Origin of the sequence: Enterococcus sp. DIV0800 (genome assembly GCF_050559735.1) — a bacterium.
GTDB classification, from domain to species: Bacteria; Bacillota; Bacilli; order Lactobacillales; family Enterococcaceae; genus Enterococcus_A; species Enterococcus_A devriesei.
Genome location: NZ_CP187898.1, coordinates 507,324 through 523,889, shown reverse-complemented (window position 1 = coordinate 523,889; position 16,566 = coordinate 507,324). Strand labels below are relative to the sequence as shown.

16 protein-coding genes are annotated in these 16,566 nt (G+C 39.6%); 3 read left to right on the top strand and 13 right to left on the bottom strand.

Annotation, left to right across the window (positions count from 1 at the left end):
* Positions 1 to 3: 3 nt before the first annotated feature.
* From uxaC to IGI54_RS02420, 3 genes are all read right to left on the bottom strand, one after another.
* Entirely contained in the window at positions 4 to 1,419 is a 1,416-nt protein-coding gene (gene uxaC / locus IGI54_RS02430; protein WP_430621072.1) for a glucuronate isomerase, read from the bottom strand.
* A 62-nt stretch (positions 1,420 to 1,481) separates the two neighbouring features.
* Positions 1,482 to 2,549, bottom strand: coding sequence for a mannonate dehydratase (uxuA, locus tag IGI54_RS02425; RefSeq protein WP_071862352.1), 1,068 nt, complete (start codon positions 2,547 to 2,549; stop codon positions 1,482 to 1,484).
* Between the two features lie 3 nt (positions 2,550 to 2,552).
* A complete protein-coding gene (locus IGI54_RS02420) occupies positions 2,553 to 4,187 on the bottom strand; it encodes a mannitol dehydrogenase family protein (RefSeq protein WP_430621071.1) in 1,635 nt (544 codons plus the stop codon).
* A gap of 193 nt (positions 4,188 to 4,380) precedes the next feature.
* On the opposite strand from IGI54_RS02420, the gene IGI54_RS02415 reads away from it, so the two are divergent.
* Positions 4,381 to 5,046, top strand: a complete 666-nt coding sequence (locus IGI54_RS02415) for a GntR family transcriptional regulator (RefSeq protein WP_216429684.1) — start codon at positions 4,381 to 4,383, stop codon at positions 5,044 to 5,046.
* A gap of 84 nt (positions 5,047 to 5,130) precedes the next feature.
* Here the strand turns inward: IGI54_RS02415 and IGI54_RS02410 are convergent, their stop codons facing one another.
* Genes IGI54_RS02410 through IGI54_RS02390 form a run of 5 tightly spaced genes read right to left on the bottom strand, consistent with a single transcriptional unit; the run spans position 5,131 to position 9,517 of the window.
* Positions 5,131 to 5,532, bottom strand: a complete 402-nt coding sequence (locus IGI54_RS02410) for a PTS sugar transporter subunit IIA (RefSeq protein ID WP_379946501.1) — start codon at positions 5,530 to 5,532, stop codon at positions 5,131 to 5,133.
* A 19-nt stretch (positions 5,533 to 5,551) separates the two neighbouring features.
* The gene (locus tag IGI54_RS02405) at positions 5,552 to 6,361 is read right to left on the bottom strand and encodes a PTS system mannose/fructose/sorbose family transporter subunit IID (protein ID WP_071862355.1); all 810 of its coding nucleotides are present in this window, start codon (positions 6,359 to 6,361) and stop codon (positions 5,552 to 5,554) included.
* A complete protein-coding gene (locus IGI54_RS02400) occupies positions 6,348 to 7,244 on the bottom strand; it encodes a PTS mannose/fructose/sorbose/N-acetylgalactosamine transporter subunit IIC (RefSeq protein WP_216429460.1) in 897 nt (298 codons plus the stop codon). The genes IGI54_RS02405 and IGI54_RS02400 overlap by 14 nt, the downstream gene beginning before the upstream one ends.
* Before the next feature lie 12 nt (positions 7,245 to 7,256).
* Positions 7,257 to 7,736 (bottom strand): PTS system mannose/fructose/N-acetylgalactosamine-transporter subunit IIB, encoded by a 480-nt coding sequence (locus IGI54_RS02395; protein WP_071862357.1) that lies wholly within the window; start codon positions 7,734 to 7,736, stop codon positions 7,257 to 7,259.
* 2 nt (positions 7,737 to 7,738) lie between these two features.
* Positions 7,739 to 9,517: a glycoside hydrolase family 35 protein gene (locus IGI54_RS02390; protein WP_430621070.1), complete on the bottom strand. Its 1,779-nt coding sequence runs from the start codon at positions 9,515 to 9,517 to the stop codon at positions 7,739 to 7,741.
* A gap of 171 nt (positions 9,518 to 9,688) precedes the next feature.
* Here IGI54_RS02390 and IGI54_RS02385 point away from each other — a divergent pair, with 171 nt between their 5' ends.
* Positions 9,689 to 10,399 (top strand): GntR family transcriptional regulator, encoded by a 711-nt coding sequence (locus IGI54_RS02385; RefSeq protein ID WP_071862359.1) that lies wholly within the window; start codon positions 9,689 to 9,691, stop codon positions 10,397 to 10,399.
* Positions 10,400 to 10,418: 19 nt separating this feature from the next.
* Here IGI54_RS02385 and IGI54_RS02380 read toward each other — a convergent pair whose 3' ends face one another.
* The 4 genes from IGI54_RS02380 to IGI54_RS02365 are packed head-to-tail and all read right to left on the bottom strand — an operon-like array spanning position 10,419 to position 14,311.
* Complete coding sequence (locus IGI54_RS02380; protein WP_430621069.1) at positions 10,419 to 11,357, bottom strand: hexose kinase; 939 nt, start codon at positions 11,355 to 11,357, stop codon at positions 10,419 to 10,421.
* A 10-nt stretch (positions 11,358 to 11,367) separates the two neighbouring features.
* Complete coding sequence (gene lacD / locus IGI54_RS02375; RefSeq protein WP_216429455.1) at positions 11,368 to 12,375, bottom strand: tagatose-bisphosphate aldolase; 1,008 nt, start codon at positions 12,373 to 12,375, stop codon at positions 11,368 to 11,370.
* Positions 12,376 to 12,394: 19 nt separating this feature from the next.
* Entirely contained in the window at positions 12,395 to 13,567 is a 1,173-nt protein-coding gene (gene agaS, locus IGI54_RS02370) for an SIS domain-containing protein (RefSeq protein ID WP_430621068.1), read from the bottom strand.
* A 12-nt stretch (positions 13,568 to 13,579) separates the two neighbouring features.
* Positions 13,580 to 14,311, bottom strand: a complete 732-nt coding sequence (locus tag IGI54_RS02365) for a GntR family transcriptional regulator (protein ID WP_071862363.1) — start codon at positions 14,309 to 14,311, stop codon at positions 13,580 to 13,582.
* A gap of 738 nt (positions 14,312 to 15,049) precedes the next feature.
* Here IGI54_RS02365 and IGI54_RS02360 point away from each other — a divergent pair.
* Positions 15,050 to 15,667 (top strand): LysM peptidoglycan-binding domain-containing protein, encoded by a 618-nt coding sequence (locus IGI54_RS02360; RefSeq protein WP_216429449.1) that lies wholly within the window; start codon positions 15,050 to 15,052, stop codon positions 15,665 to 15,667.
* Positions 15,668 to 15,802: 135 nt separating this feature from the next.
* Here IGI54_RS02360 and IGI54_RS02355 read toward each other — a convergent pair whose 3' ends face one another.
* Positions 15,803 to 16,444: an HAD hydrolase-like protein gene (locus IGI54_RS02355; RefSeq protein ID WP_430621067.1), complete on the bottom strand. Its 642-nt coding sequence runs from the start codon at positions 16,442 to 16,444 to the stop codon at positions 15,803 to 15,805.
* Positions 16,445 to 16,566: the final 122 nt, after the last annotated feature.

The following is a 16,566-nucleotide window of genomic DNA, read 5'->3' as shown; positions in this document are numbered from 1 at the left end:
TTTCTAACTTTCGAAAAAGCCAAAATATTGGCGCGCATTGTCGTAACAAATCGCTTTAACAATATTTCCTAGATATTCTTCATCTGCTGGAATTCTTCCTTGGTCTACCCACTCGCCAAGTAATTGACAAAGGACGCGACGGAAATATTCGTGTCGAGGATAGCTTAAAAAGCTGCGAGAATCTGTTAGCATACCAGTAAAGTTCGCAAGTAGACTTTGTTGAGCCATCGTAGTGATTTGATTGCGCATTCCCTCACATGTATCGTTAAACCACCAAGCACATCCCAATTGAAGTTTTTGAACCATGCCGCCTTGGAAACTTTGCATAGCTGTTGCTAATGGTAACCAATCATTAGGGTTTAAAGAATATAGGATTGTCTTTGGCAATACACTTTGTTCTTCTGCTTCACTGAACAGCAAAACCAGGCTAGACGTTAATGATATTTGATCACCCATCGAGTCCCCACCGACATTGATACCAATTTCACGTTTCATTTTAGACGAATCATTTCTCAACGCATTCATATGCATTTGCATAGTCCAGTTATGCTTGGTGTATTCCTCCATCAAATGTAATTGGATGGCCGTCGTGAACGCAGCTATTTCGGTTGAAGTAAATGCCGTTTCTCCTTGTAAAGCTCTTGCCAAAATGTGATCCAATTCTTCTTTTGAAGCGCCATGATAAAAATAAGTATTTAAGCCTTGGTCAGCTAACCGCCCACCCTTTTCATGGAAATAAGCAACTCTGGCAGATAAAGCTGCCTTCAAATCAGTAAAAGTCTTAATTGTTTGATCAGCGGCTGCGGCTAGTTTTTCAATATAATCTTTGTAGTTCTTATCTGTGATGGTCCAAGTATTATCAGGTCTGAACGTTGGCAATACTTTAAACGAATTATTCTCTTTCGCTAAGGCTTCATGGTATTTCAATGAATCCGCTGGATCGTCCGTCGTACAAACAGCTTTAACCTTCATCATTTCTAGTAATTGTTTTGGCCGATAGGCATCCGTTTGAATTTTCTGATTGGCTAAACTCCAAATTTCAGGTGCGTTCTTTTCTGTAATAGTCAGTTCAATACCGAAGTACCGACGCAACTCTAAATGTGACCATTCATAAATAGGATTGCCCGGTGCCTTTTCGATTGTTTTTACAAAGGCTAAGAATTTTTCGTAGTCATCGCCGTTCCCACTAATTAAAGACTCCTCAACTCCATTTGCCCGCATCAAACGCCATTTATAATGATCGCCTGCACCTTTATCATTTAACCAAAGCTGAGTCAGATTACTGTATTGTTGATTTTCTAAAATCGCCTGTGGTTCTAAATGACAATGGTAGTCAATAATTGGTTGATCTTTTGCATAATCGTTAAACAGTTTTTGTCCCCATTCATTTTCTAATAGAAAATTATTATCTAAAAACATGTCAAAGCGCTTCCTTTTCTTTATATTTTCTCAAGGCAGTTGAACTGCCTTGAGAAGAATGACTAGTTAGCTTTTTCTAAAGCTTCCCAAATTCCATTTAAATAAACAGCACCTAGTGCGCGATCATATAAGCCATAGCCTGGTCTTCCTGTTTCTCCCCAGATCATGCGGCCATGATCGGGACGGATATAGCCATCAAAACCATTGTCATGCATCGCCTTTAAAATTTTGAACATGTCCAATGAACCATATTCTGATTTATGTGGTGCTTCATAAAAATCTTTATCTTGGATAAACTTGATATTTCGAACATGCGCAAATGGAATACGATCTCTTTTACAAAATTCCGCCATGATCGCATAAACATCATTCGCTGGATCTTCAGCAATACTTCCAGTACATAAAGTAATTCCATTGTATGGGCTGTCTACGACGTTACATAACCAATCTAAGTCTTCACGATTTTTTACAATTCTTGGTAATCCGAAGATTGAGTATGGCGGATCATCCGGATGGACAGCCATTTTTACACCGACTTCTTCACAAGTTGGAATGATCGCTTTTAAGAAGTAAGCAAAGTTTTCTCGCAATTTCGCTTCATCAACATCTTTATAAGCTTCGAATAATGCCTTTACCTGTGACAAACGCTCTGGTTCCCAACCAGGTAGCTCAAACTCATTACTAGAATTTTCTACTTTTTTGATAATTTCTTCTGGATCTTCAGGAATATCAGCAGCTACATAGGCCAAAGTAGATGACCCGTCTTCTAAGCGATAGTCTAAATCAGATTTTACCCAATCAAAGACCGGCATAAAGTTGTAACAAATTACTTCAATTCCAAATTCCGCTAAATTACGAATCGTTTGCTTGTAGTTTTCAATATATTGATCGCGACTTGGCAGACCAATTTTAATATCGTCATGGACATTCACACTCTCAATTACTTTAAGAGTTAAGCCCGCCGCTTCGATTTCTTCTTTCAAAGCTTTGATACGTTCTTTCGGCCAAACTTCACCAACTGGAATATCCATCAGCGTACCGACGATTCCCTTCATTGCAGGAATTTGACGAATTTCTTCTAATTTGATTTTTTCCTCGTTTGCACCATACCATCTAAAGGTCATTTCCATTTTCTATTTTCCTCCAACTTTACTAACGTAGCTGTGGAGCGTATCACGAACTGCTCCAGTCCCTACTAGCATTTCTTTCATTAATTTTTCAATTTTCTCACCAAGTCCAACTTGATAAAGATCTGAACCAAAGATTAGCTGATTTTTTAAAATAGCTTCCACCGCTTGATGAATCACAGCCTCATTTTGTTCACCTAAGTGTAAGCCAGCGAGCTGTGCTTGGAGCTCTTCTAACAATGGATCGGGACTAGGATTAAATTCATTTCCTTCATCATCAATCGCCATTAAATACCGTAACCAAGCCGCAATTGCTAATGGAATAAAAGTTAATTCTGCCACATCTCTATCGTTAGCTGAGACATATTTCTTGATCGTTTCTCCAAAGCGGATCGCTACCTTTTGAGAGGTATCACTGGCAATCCGTTGCGGCGCATCTGGTATATTAGGATTCGGTAATCGTTTGTTGATAACTTCATCGATAAATTGTTTTGGATCGATAATTCCCGGATTTTCTACTACCGGTAATCCTTCAACATAACCAATCTGTTTAATTAAGCCAACCAAATCTTCATCTTGCATTTCAGCAGCGATCGATGTATAGCCTAACAAGCAGCCTGTAACTGCCAATGCTGTATGCAATGGATTTAGGCAGGTCGTTACTTTCATCACATCTGCTTTATCGACTGTTTCTCGGTCCGTCAAAATGACACCGGCTTTTTCCAGTGCCGGCCGTCCATTTGGAAATTGGTCTTCCACTACTAAATAGTGAACAACCTCGGTATTGGCAAAAGGCGCGATATTGGTTCCTTTATCCGTATGAATAATTTCCATATCTGAAAATCCAAGTTTCTCTAAAGTTTCTTTTACTCGTTCCGAAGGGTTAGGAGTAATCCGATCAATCATACTCCAAGGAAAAGAAACCTTTTTTGAATCACTCAGATAATCAATAAACCCGCTTTCTACATGGCCTTTTTCCAACCAAGCATTGGCAATCGTCAAAATACTATCTTGGAAACGTTGACCATTTTGCGAAAAATTATCTGTTGATACCATTGCGATTGGCAGTTTACCTGCAAGATAACGCTTATATAAAAGTGCAGCTACAATACTCATTGTATGGGCTGGTTTTTCTGGACCATTGTTGATGTCCGATTGAATAATTCCTGTGAAGCCGCCAGTTGTATCCGTTAAGCCATATCCTTTTTCTGTAATCGTAAAGGTTGTGAATTGTAATGTAGGATTTTCAAAATAACGAATCACTTGTTCATAACTTTGGGCATCACTTGGATTGCAATAAAAACTATCCGCAGTTGCCGCCAAAATACGTTGATCCAATGTTCCATCTTCAGACATTACAACCTCTAAAATATTATTATTGAACTCGTGGTAAGCTTTTTCCACCACTTGATTGTCGAATGTTTCACAAACGATCACGCCAGAAGCCAGCTCATTTTGATTCGCCAAGCGTTGTGCAAGTTCCGCGTGAAACCCGCGATATAAGTTCCCACCACCAAAATGAATCCAAACTGGGGCTTTTTTGCCTTGATCTTTTAATTCTTCAACGTTGAAGCGTGGTATTTCAACCTTTTTTTCCTTTAGCTCTTCTATTGAAGCTTGCCAGTTTTTAATACTGATCATTAGAAATCCTCCTAAACTAATATATTAGTTTTTCTTGACAATTGCATTCTATATCCCTTATCACCTGTTGTCAAGTAAAATTTAATCCGTTTTCACGAATAAATAGAAAAAAACAGCTCGATACTAATATATTAGATTAAGACGCTTTTTTTTGTTATACTTGCTTCAACAACTCATGAAGGAGACAACTATGATTGAGAACAGTTTACAATCTCAGGCCTATCAATCGATTCGGAAAAAAATCATCTATTCTGATTTAGAACCTGGAAAAAAGATATCTGAAAAGGGTCTTGAAGGGATGTTCAATATTGGCCGAACGCCGATCCGCGAATCCCTTATCCAATTAAGACAGCAAGAATTAGTCTATACGATCCCCCAAAGTGGGACCTATGTTTCTCAAATAGACTTAACTTCTGCCCAAAATGCTCGTTTTGTGAGAGAACAACTTGAACGCCAAATCATGGTTGAGTGTTGTGCCAAAATGACTGATCAAACTAAAAAAATACTTCAAACTATTTTGGAGGAACAAGAAAAAGCCGTTCACCAAAAGGATGAACGGACATTTTTCCATGTGGATAATTTATTTCACGAAGCATGCTTTGAGATTGCTGACCGTAAAGAAATTTGGGATTGGCTAGATCATAATAATACTCATTTAGAACGTTTCCGCTGGTTACGAGTTACCATTAAAGGGCTAAAATGGGAAACCATTATGGAACAACATTATCAGTTATTTGAAGCCTTAATTTCAAAAAATACTGAAGAAGCTAGTTTCTTAACCTCACTTCACTTACATATGATGCTAAATGAACAAGAGGCTGTTGTAAGCCATTATCCTGATTATTTTAGAAAACGTTGATTTTTTGATAATTATCCAAAAAATCTTACTACAAGCATGAAAAAGGAGCCAGAAAAATTTCTGGCCCCTTTTTTTGATTATTCGTTATTCATCTTCATCGTCTACATTATTGATTCGTTCATTGACGTGACAAATATTACTTTGAGCGGATTCTACTAAGGCTAATTCCGTACCGATCAATTGACTATTAATAAAATCAATCACCATTGGCATATTCATCCCTGCGTAAAGTTCAATCTCTCGTCCTTCTAAAATCAGTCGAGAAACGACATTACAAGGAGTCCCTCCCATTAAGTCTGCCAGTACCACAAAATCTTCTAGCTGTTCAATTGTTGCTTCAAATTTTGCCCGAAAATCCTCAGCTGATTCAGATGGAAGTAACCCAACCGTATGGATATTTTCCTGCGGTCCCATGATCATTTCGGTACTCTTTTTTAATTCTTCACAAAAGAGTCCATGACTAACTAAAACTAATGCCTTACTCATCTATCTTCCTCCATCTGAATTATTTAGAGATTACGCCTAGTGCAGATAAGGCGACACAGACAACCAATACGATAAAGATCGCTTTTGTTGATGTCATGTTCTTTTTACCTAACATCCAATAAACTGCCCCAACAATACCAGCTGGTAATAAGCGCGGCAAGATCATATCTAAGTTGTTTTGCATATTTAAGGTAACGTCCCCAATACTTGGTGCCCATGAGAATTTTACATTGATCATCGTTGCGACTAAGGCACCCACCATGAAGACCCCAAGTAAAGTAGCGGCGTCAGTCAAAGCAGTTAAACGGTGCTGCATCGTCGTTACTAAAGAAATTCCTTCGCGATAAGCAAATTCCAACTGTTTCCAACGGAAAATCATGACAGCGATTTGAGCAATGATCCAAATAAAGATACCGGTTGGATTTCCGTTGATCGCCATATTGGCAGCTAAAGCTCCAAAAATCGTTGGAATCAATGCCGCAAAAATTGAATCACCAATCGCTGCGAAAGGCCCCATCAAACCGGCTTTCAACCCAGAAACCGTTTGTTTTCCGCCGATTCCCTCTTTTTCTTCAATAGCCAAATCAATCCCGGTAATGATTGTATTGAAAAAGTTTGAGGTATTGAAGAATTGTGTATGGGTTTTCATTACTTCTTTTAATTCAGGTGTATCATCACCATAAATTTTTCTTAATTGCGGCAAAATAGTATACAGATAACCAGAACCTTGCATCCGTTCATAGTTCCAGCCTAATTGGAAAGTAAACAAGCTTCTACGATTAATTTGTTTAAAGTCTTCTTTCGTCAACTTATAATTAGATTTCGTCATCTTCGATCTCTCCTTCTGAATCATTGGAATCATCCGCCTGTTTTGGTGCTGGCGCATTTGGAATCATTTGACCATTCTTATAACTGATTGCTGCTAAAGCAAATCCAATCAAGGCAACTGCCAACATTGGCAATGAATTGAAGACCCCGTCAAAATGTTTCACGACTCCAGCTACTCCTGTACCTAATACTTGCATATTCGTAAAGACTGTTCCTAATAAGGCGGTTAGTGTGAATCCTAAAATCAAATATGGGAAATGTTTTTTGACTGGCAAGTAACGTAATAAAATTGCAAACCCGACTGCTGGTAAAACAGCACCTGCGACAGATAATCCATCACCTAACCATTTTAGATCCCCATTCAGGACAGCTACGACTTTTTCAACTAAGCCGCCACCAAAGGCTAATGCTAGAAAGACTGGTGTCATCCGAGATAACGACCAAGGAAGAGCACCCATCAAGAAATTACGTTCAATCCCTTTGTAATTCATATCTTCGACTAATTTATCGATTCGATGTGCGAAATACGTATTAGCAAAACGAGCTAATATATCTAATTGAATCATCAAGCTGGCAACTGGCACCGCGATCGCTGCGATTGCTTGTTCAGGGTTCATCCCTAGCGCAACGGAAAAGGCTGTCGCTAAAATTGTCCCTGAGTTAGCGTCAATTTTCGACGCACCACCAAATGTCCCAACACCTAAGACGGTTAATTGCATACTACCACCAATAATAAGTCCGGCTTTCAAGTCACCCATGACGATTCCGGCAAATAATCCGGCAAAAACGGGTGCACTTAATGAAGAATAAATCTGTAACTCATCTAAAATTTGATACCCTGCATATAATGTTAATAATAAGATCTGCCACCATAAGATATCCATTTGTTTATCCCCCTATTTTGCTAAAAGACTCATGAAGTCTTCCGCTTTATCACTTGGAACCATTTGTGCAATTAGATGTACCCCTTTATTATTCAACTCCTTGAAGACTTCGACGTCTTGATCAACGACATTGATTGATTTTGTAATTGATCGTGTTTCGTCTGTCTGAGACATATTCCCAACGTTGATTTCTTCGATTGGTACTCCTAATTCTACTAACTTTAATAAACGATCTGGTCTGCGAACGACGATCAATAACCGTTGTGAATCGTATTTTCCAGCCAAAATATTATTCGCTGCTTTTTCAATTGGCAAAACGCTTAGCTTTACGCCAGCTGGTGTAGCTAACTTTAAGCCGCTTTTTTCGATATCGCTTTGAGCCACCTCGTCATCAACAACCATGATGCGAGAAATATTTAGTTTTGTCGTCCACAGATTGGCTACTTGTCCATGGATCAAACGTCCGTCAATTCTTACTCCGATAATGCTCATATTTATCCCTCTTTCATTTCTTTATATAGTGGTTCTTTTAATAAACTAATTTCAGGCTGGTACGTTCCTTCCGTCTCGAAGATCACAATCTCATTTACGCCAACAGTCAATAAGCCTTTTGGTATATAAAGTGACAGCGTTGGACCGACTTCCCAAAAACGGCCAATATTGGTCTGGTTGACAAAAACGACACCCTTGCCAAATTTTGATAAATCAATAAAACAATCCCCCAGCTCATCCAGCGTAACTTCATAATGATAAAAGCTTGGTTGATTTGCTTGCCATTCTTTTGAGAAGTCAACATCCTCAACTGTATCGAGAGGCAAGCAATACTGCTCCCAATTGTTAATAAAATGTAAGTCTGCCATGACGCCAGTCCGAATACCTTTTCTTTGGGTATCTGCGAATAATTTATGACCGTAATTTACTCGACCCATGTTTTCAATCAAGATGTCTATTTGATTTTCAGCTTGAGGCATTGGAACCTTAATATCTTCGCCAATTTCGGTTTGATATTGCGTCGCTTTTAATTCCTGATTGACAAATAGTTGACTGCGATCTCGCCCGTCAATCACCCGCAAACGTTCTTCTTCTGCATCCCTTTTGATCGTCGTGCGATAAAGCAGATAACCTGTATTTTGGCCTAATGCTTCCATCGACTGCGTATTTTTTGATCGAATCGGCTGACTAATCGTTTCCAATGTCGCAAATAAACTGACTTGGTTGCTTAATGGAATATTTTTCTTTTCGATATTTTGCTTGATTAACGGTTTCATTTGTTGAATCTCAGGAAATTTTACGTGGATCATCTTTTGAATCGCAAAATATTTCTCAGTCGGATTTCCCTGCTCATTTAGTGGCGCTCCGTAGTCATAAGACGTAATCTGTGGTAAATCAATCACACCACGAGCCGAGCTGCCATTCATGAAACCAAAATTGGTTCCCCCATGAAACATATATAAATTAATACTGCCACGAGTTAAAACTTCACTCACTGCTTCAGCTAATTCTTGTGGATCCCGCTGAATGATGGGTTCTTTCCAACGATTGAACCAGCCGTCCCAAAATTCCATACACATCAAGGGCCACTTTTTGTCATGTTCATCAAAGAAATTTTGCATAGATTCAAAGTTTTCCTTCGCCTTAGAACCAAAATTACCAGTCACTAAAATATCTTCGTCGATCATACTGCCGGCTCTCAAAGTCGCCCGCCATGGACCATCTGAGGTAAAGAACGGAGTAGTGATCCCTCTTTCTAGCATCAGATCCCGGATCGAACGTAGATAATCCTTGTCTTCCCCATAAGAGCCATACTCATTTTCAATTTGAATCATTAAAATATTTCCGCCATTAGACAGCTGGTGTGGAACGATTTTCTTCATCAACACATCATAGTAATCTGCCACATGGTTCAAATAAGCGGTTTCATTCGAACGAAGACGGTAGGACTCAGTTAACAACCAAGCTGGAAACCCGCCAAATTCCCATTCGGCACAAATATAAGGAGAAGGTCGAACGATTGCATATAATCCTAGCTCTTGAGCGATCGACAGAAATCGTTCTAAATCTAATATTCCTTCAAAATGAAACTCATTTTTTTGCGGCTCGTGTAAATTCCACGGCACATAGGTTTCAACAGTGTTAAAACCCAAAGCCTTTAAATTATAAAGTGAATGGTACCAATCGTTTGGATCCACTCGAAAATAGTGAATCGCGCCTGACATAATCTTAAAGGGCTCTCCATTCAATAGAAAATCCTCTTTTATTTCAAATGTATTCAAAAGCTCGCCCCTTTCATTGAAAGCGTTTTTAATATATTAATATATTAAATTAACTTGAATCGAATGTCAACTGTTTCTATTCCCACACAATGTGTTAAAATCAAGGAGTAGCGGGTACTCAAAAGATTCTAATGAAAATTTTAGTCCCTATCCATTAATTGGAGGAATACTATGGCAATCCCAAAATATCAAATCATTAAGGACGAATTAAAACAGCAAATCATTTCTGGTAAATTTGAAAATGGCGATAAATTTTATACCGAAGCAGAATTGACCGAGATGTTTAACGTCAGTTCGATCACAGTTATCCGCGCGTTAAACGATTTAGTCAAAGCTGGTTTTTTAGTGCGCCATCAAGGCCGTGGTTCTTTTGTCTCGCGGGCACGCAAAGGAAAACTCGTTGAATTTTCGGATATCGAATTATTTCCCATCAGCCATGATCAAGTGGAAGTCTTATCGATTATAAGAGGCAATGACCCAACTATTTTAAGCAAACTAGAGCTTTCAGATACCGCCTTTTATTACTGCATCGAACGACTACGAACAACGGAAAAGATTCCATACATTTACCATCGAACCTATTTGCCTGAACAATACGTAAATTCAAATTATCCTGACTTGAGCTATTATAATTCCATCTATCAACGCTTCAAACAGGATTATAATATCCATATGAATGAAGAAGACTTCACAGAAACAAATGAAATCAAGTTTCCTACGCCAGCAGTCGAGGCGGAAAAATTACAAATTTCTACCGCTGAACCAACGGTTTTTCAAATTCGTGTGACTAAACGAAAAGATACACAGCAAGTGTTGGAATACGTTGAGACCTACAAAAAATGGAATTTTTATAAAATCGAATTAGTTTCAAAAAATACTTAACTAGGTGAAGATCGAGTGTTTACTCGATCTTTTTTACGGCAATTTTTTTGAAATGTGTCTGTACATTTGCTGGATCCACATGTCCAGTTCTACGTTCTTGTGCATTTGCCATTCCTGTTGCCATACACAGCTTCAATTGTTCTTCTGTTTCCAGACCTTCAGCTAAGGCGTATGCAAAGCCGGCAATCGTCGAATCACCGGAACCGACAGGATTAACTACCTCGATTGTAGGAATCTCGATTCGATAAAAATTCTCTCGATGCTTCGCTAACGCACCTGCTTTTCCTAACGACACCACAATCCATTCGATTCCTGAGAAGATCGGCGCAAGGAGTGCCCCCTTAATAGCTGAGAGGTCTTTTAAAGAAAATTCCTTCCCTAATAACCCTTCCAATTCTTCCAAATTAGGCTTGATCAAATAGGGTTTAGCTTTTCCTTTTAAGACTTGCTTCAAACTTTCCCCGGAAGTGTCAAGGAGCACTTTGGCGTTTTGCGTTTTTGCTATCTCGATCAGCTGTTGATAAAAATTACTTGGAAAGCCCTTAGCAAGACTACCTGAAAGAGTCACGACCGTAGCTCTTTGAACTAACTCTTGGAATTTTTTCAAAAAGAGCGCTGTCTCTTCTTCTGAAACCGTCGGACCCGCTTCTAGAATCTCCGTCTGATTCCCTTCATGTAAAATCGCGATTGAATCCCTGGTCTCTTCTTTGATCGCTGTAAATTCTTGTTTGATACCTGCCTGTCTTAATTGATCCGCGATAAAGGCACCATGAAAGCCGCCAAGCACGCCGGTAGCTAATACATCGCCACCAAGATCATGGATCACTCGGGTCACATTCAAGCCTTTTCCGCCAGCGGTTTTCGTCACTTGATCCGTTCGATTAACGGTGTCCAGCCTTAATGTATCCAAAGGATAAGAGATATCAATCGACGGATTCATCGTCACTGTTACTATCATGCCCTCACTCCTACTTGGTCATTTCTGTTTCTGCCACTTGAACCTTCTTATACCAAGAGCTGGCGGTTTGGTTGACTACTTTATTTAAGCTTTCGATATTTTCGCGTCCTTCAGTTTTCAGCCATTCTCTTGCTGCTGTTTCCCCAGCTTCTACGAAAGGTTTCACGCCATTTTTCCACGTTGCGCGTCCGCATAAGACACCGTTAAAAGTTGAACCGGCTTCATTGGCAAACACTAATGTTTCTTGGAATAGCTGGGTAGAGACGCCTGCACTCAAGAAGATGAAAGGCAAATCAGTGGCTTGACTTTGTTCTAAGAAATACTTCGCAGCTTCCTCTTTCGTGTAGGCAACTTCTGCTGTCCCAAAGCCTTCGACAAAATTCATATTAACCGGAACTTCCACTTTCAAAACGTCCACTTTGTATTGTGGTTTTGAAAATTCCTTCATCATTTCATTGACTTTATGCGGTTTGACTTTGGCATATTCCAAGGAGTTAGCATCCGCGATTTGAGCATCATAAGAAACTAGTTCTAAATAAAACGGCAAATCTTCCTCTGCACATTCGCTACCTAACCGTTCAGTGAAAACATGTTTTTGATGATTGATTTCTGGATCTTCATCTACATCGTAGTAAAGCAGGAATTTAATCGCATCCGCGCCTTGTTCCTTCAAACGTAGAACAGACCAATCCGCCAACAAATCTGGCAAACGTCCCGGCGTTGTCGCATCGTAACCCGTTTTTTCATAGGCTAAAAGTAAGCCCGCATCTTCATGGCGTGATTTTGCGGCTGGCAATCCATATTCAGGATCTAATAAAATAGATGAGGCATAAGGCGTTAATTCGCTAGAAACTAATTTTTTGAAGCCTTCGATGTGTTCAGTCGTTGGTTCTGTTCCCAGCGCATGAATCATTTTTTTCAAAGCCCCTCGTTGATCAATGGCTAACGCACTGATAACCCCGTCCTTAGTAGATAGGCGGTCCATCGCTGCCTTTTTACCTGGTGTAATTGTATGCATGGTTCTTCCTCCCAATTGACTACTTATATTCATGAATGATTACGCCTTTTACGACGCGATTGACTGTTCCTGTTGGTGACGGTGTATCTGGTTTATTTGCGACTTTGACTGAAGTTAACAATGCGACCGTTTGTGCCACCATGATATACGCTAGCGCTAAATAACCATCCGGTAATAAAGTGGTTTCAGTTTCAAACTCGAATTTGTCGCCAGAAAAGTTTCTTTCTCCAGGTTGAGTAATCGCAAACACACCGGAAGCGATTTCATCTCCGCGAACTTCCTCTAAGACATCCAAATCATAATCACGGGTATAGACAGCATTGTTCACAAAACCGAACATCACTGTTTTTTCATTAATAAATGATTTTGGCCCATGTCGGAAGCCCATTGATGAATCAAACACCGTCGCAATCTTTCCAGCGGTCAGCTCTAAGATTTTCAACTGTGCTTCTCTGGTTAATCCGGCTAAACTACCTGATCCAACATAAACAATTCGTTCAAAATCAAGTTCTACGATTTTTTGAAGCTCCGTTTCTCTAGCAATCACTTCTTGACCTAAGCTGCTTAAAGCCTGTACATAGTCTTGTTTTTCTTCGATCGCCGCTTGGTCAAAAGTTAATAATGTTCCTAAGGTCATGCAAGAAAAACTGCCGGTCATAGCAAAGCCATCATCATTAGAACGTTTCGGCATTAATAATAGGAAGCCATTTTCTGCTTTTTGAGTGATTTGCGCCAATTTTCCTTCTTCCGCGCAGGTGATTGCCAAGTGGTGAATCGTGTCCACAACTTGATCAGCAATCGCAACTGCTGCTAAGCTTTCCGGACTATTTCCGCTGCGGGCAAAGGAAACTAGCAAGGTTGGTTCCTCTTTAATCAGATATTCTTCTGGTGCAGCCACGATATCCGTCGTACCAATACTTTCAAAACTAAAATCTTTCAGTGCTCCATGCTTGCGTAAATATGGAACGACCGTGTCCCCAACATATTGCGAGGTGCCTGCACCAGTAAAGACCACACGAGTTCGTTGACCATTTGCTTGTTTTTTGACTTCCGCTAAGAAAGCTTGCAGTTCTTTTGAAGCATTTTGAAAGAGCGTAATCGTTTCTTCCCAAAGCTCAGGTTGTTGACGAATCTCACGGGTCGTAATTTCAGCACCCATTTGTTCTAGTGTTTCTTTTTCAAGGGTAAACATGTGACAACTCTCCTAACTATTTCGAATATGGCGAATCTGGTAATGAAACTGATCCGCTCGAGCAACGCTTAATGTAAATTCAATAATTTCATTTTTCATATTGTAAGTTTGCCGTGCAAGGTGCAGAACGGGTGCCCCTTCATTGATCATCAGCTGTTTAGCATCTTCCTTTGAGGCGATACTTGCGTATAATTCTTCATCAGCTAAACGTACGGTTTGATTGAAATCCTCAGAAAAAAGATCATACAATGGTTTACTCCGCAATAATTTGTCATCTAAAGTCATAAAAAGCTTGACCGGTAAATAGGTATCTTCGATCATCAACGGTTCACGATCCGCTGAACGCAACCGACTTAACTTATAAATAGCTTCGCCTAATGAAAGGTTCAAATGTTTTGCGATAAACTTATCGGCCTCGATTTGTTCAAAGGATAAAATACGTGTATCAGGATGTCTTCCCAAACTTTTCATCTGTTCGGTGAAACTATAAGCACCCGCAATATCCGCCGCTTTTTTCTGGATATCAGAGACAAAGGTTCCTTTACCATGCCGCCGATAAATGTAGCCGCCGCTTTCTAATTCCTGCAGAGCCAAGCGGACCGTCGTCCGACTCACTCCATATTGGGCAGTCAGCTCACGTTCAGAGGGCAGCTTGTCGTGTGGAATCATTTGCTTTTCGATCCGTTCCTGCAACAAATCAACCAACTGATAATACAAAGCTTTGCTTTTAAAAGAATTTTCCATGGGATTCTCCTACTTTCGCAACTGGTTATAACCATAGACCAATACTAAGGTGGTCTTTTCTAATTTGTCAACAAGAATAAAAATTAAAATCATGAATTGATAGCAAACCTTGCTATATCAACGTTTAATTGAAGCGAGTTAACTATGCGATGTCACGATTCAATCCTACATAGCAAAAAAATCAGTTTTCACTAACAAAAATCTAATACCAGTTCTGATCTTTTTTACCTTTATCGAATCCTTTCCATATTTTGGCTGCTGCCACTAGATAGCCAAACCAGTCCAACGCCTCCAATTAACTAAAATCTTACCTGTTTTAAGGCAGTCCAAATTTTTCCTTCCTTATACAGAGCAATTTTTTCTTTAAAAAAGAACGATCAACCGCGGCCTGTTTACTTTTTCTTAATCAATTACAGCCGTTTTTTGCGGTTTTTCTTCGATCCAATTTTCTGAATCTTTACAACACCATTGCAAGATTGCAGTTTTGCGAACCGCTTTCAAAAAAAGTGGGCGCAAAAAGTGGCTCTAATCCCTATCAATCCACTCTTTTAATTCCTTCTTAAAAGAGATTAAGTATTTCAAAAGCACGGTTTTAACTAAGTTTTGTTACATTCATACATTACACTGTAACGTATTGTTACTGGTTTATAACCTACGCAAGGAAAAACGATGGTAAAGTATGTCTCGTAGTCGAAATGACTGATTTACATCAAAAACTTTTTTGGAGGAATTTACATAATGAAATTTGGAAAAACTCTTGTACTTACGACTTTACTTACAGCCGGTGCAGTATTCGCACTAGGAACGAACGATGCACACGCCGCAGAAAACTACACTGTTCAATCAGGTGATACGTTATCAAAAATCTCAATGAAATTTGCTGGCGACAACAGCTTAGTTAATTCAATTGCGAAAGAAAACAACATTTCAAACGTTGACATGATCTTTGAAGGTCAAAACTTAACGATTGATACAGATGCAAAAGGCAACACTACAGTTGCTCCTGTTCAAGAACAAGCAGCTCCTGCAGCAGCTCAAGCTCCTGTCCAAGAAGCAGCACCTGTTCAAGAAACAGCTCCAGTACAACAAACACAACAAGCCGCTGCTCCTGCCGCTGAAGCTTCAACTCCAGCAAGCACGAACTCTGCAAAAGAATGGATCGCACAACGCGAATCTAGCGGTTCTTACACAGCAACAAACGGTCAATACATCGGACGTTACCAATTATCTTCTTCATACTTAAATGGTGATTACTCAGCTGCTAACCAAGAACGTGTAGCTGATCAATATGTTTCTTCTCGTTATGGTTCATGGGAAGGCGCTCAAGCATTCTGGCAAGCAAACGGCTGGTACTAAGTCGAAGCCAATAAAAAAAAGCTCTCAAATTGAGAGCTTTTTTTATTTACTCATTTTTAGGGCGCAAGAATATTCAATGTTTAAACTTTTGCGTTATGATAGGTCTGTCTTTTTTTTATAAAGCATCGGTTACATTCACAATACTTCCCTCACCGCTGCTGGCAGCTCCTCTACTGTTTTAACTATTTTTTCTGGCTGAGCTTCAGCTAATTCTTCATAATGGCCAAAACCATATAATACGCCAATACTTCTCAGCTGGTTAGCCTTTGCTCCGAGAATATCAAATTTCCGATCCCCAATCATGACAGCGGCAGAATCCTTCAACTGAGCCAAAGCATAAGCGATCACGTCAACTTTCTTAGAACGCTCACCAATTAAATCAGCCCCAAAAACACCCGCAAAATATTTCGTTAAGCCAATACCTTCAATAATCTGACGAGCAAATACTTCCGGCTTCGAAGTCGCCACCGCTAACGTATATTCTTTTGACAGGTCACCCAGCATCTCTGCTACCCCATCATAAACAGATAACTGCTGAATTCCATGCTCTGCAAAGTATTCACGATAGAAGCCTTCTGCTTGGCGGGCTTCCTGATCCGTCAATTCATATAAATGGTGCAACGTCTCCCGTAACGGCGGCCCAATAAAACTGTGGAGCGTCTCCTCATCAGGAATCGGCAGAATCATCTTCGTCAGCATATAACGAATACTCTTCAAAATTCCTTCACTAGAATCAGTCAATGTACCATCAAGATCAAACAATACTACTTTTTTCATGTTTTCCCTCCTATTTATTCTCTTACTGATTCTACCTATAAATAGTGGCAGAAGCAAAATTCTTGCTGAAAAGCGAACTATCAGATAAACTTACTTTTAGTAAGAACTTAGGAGGAATTATT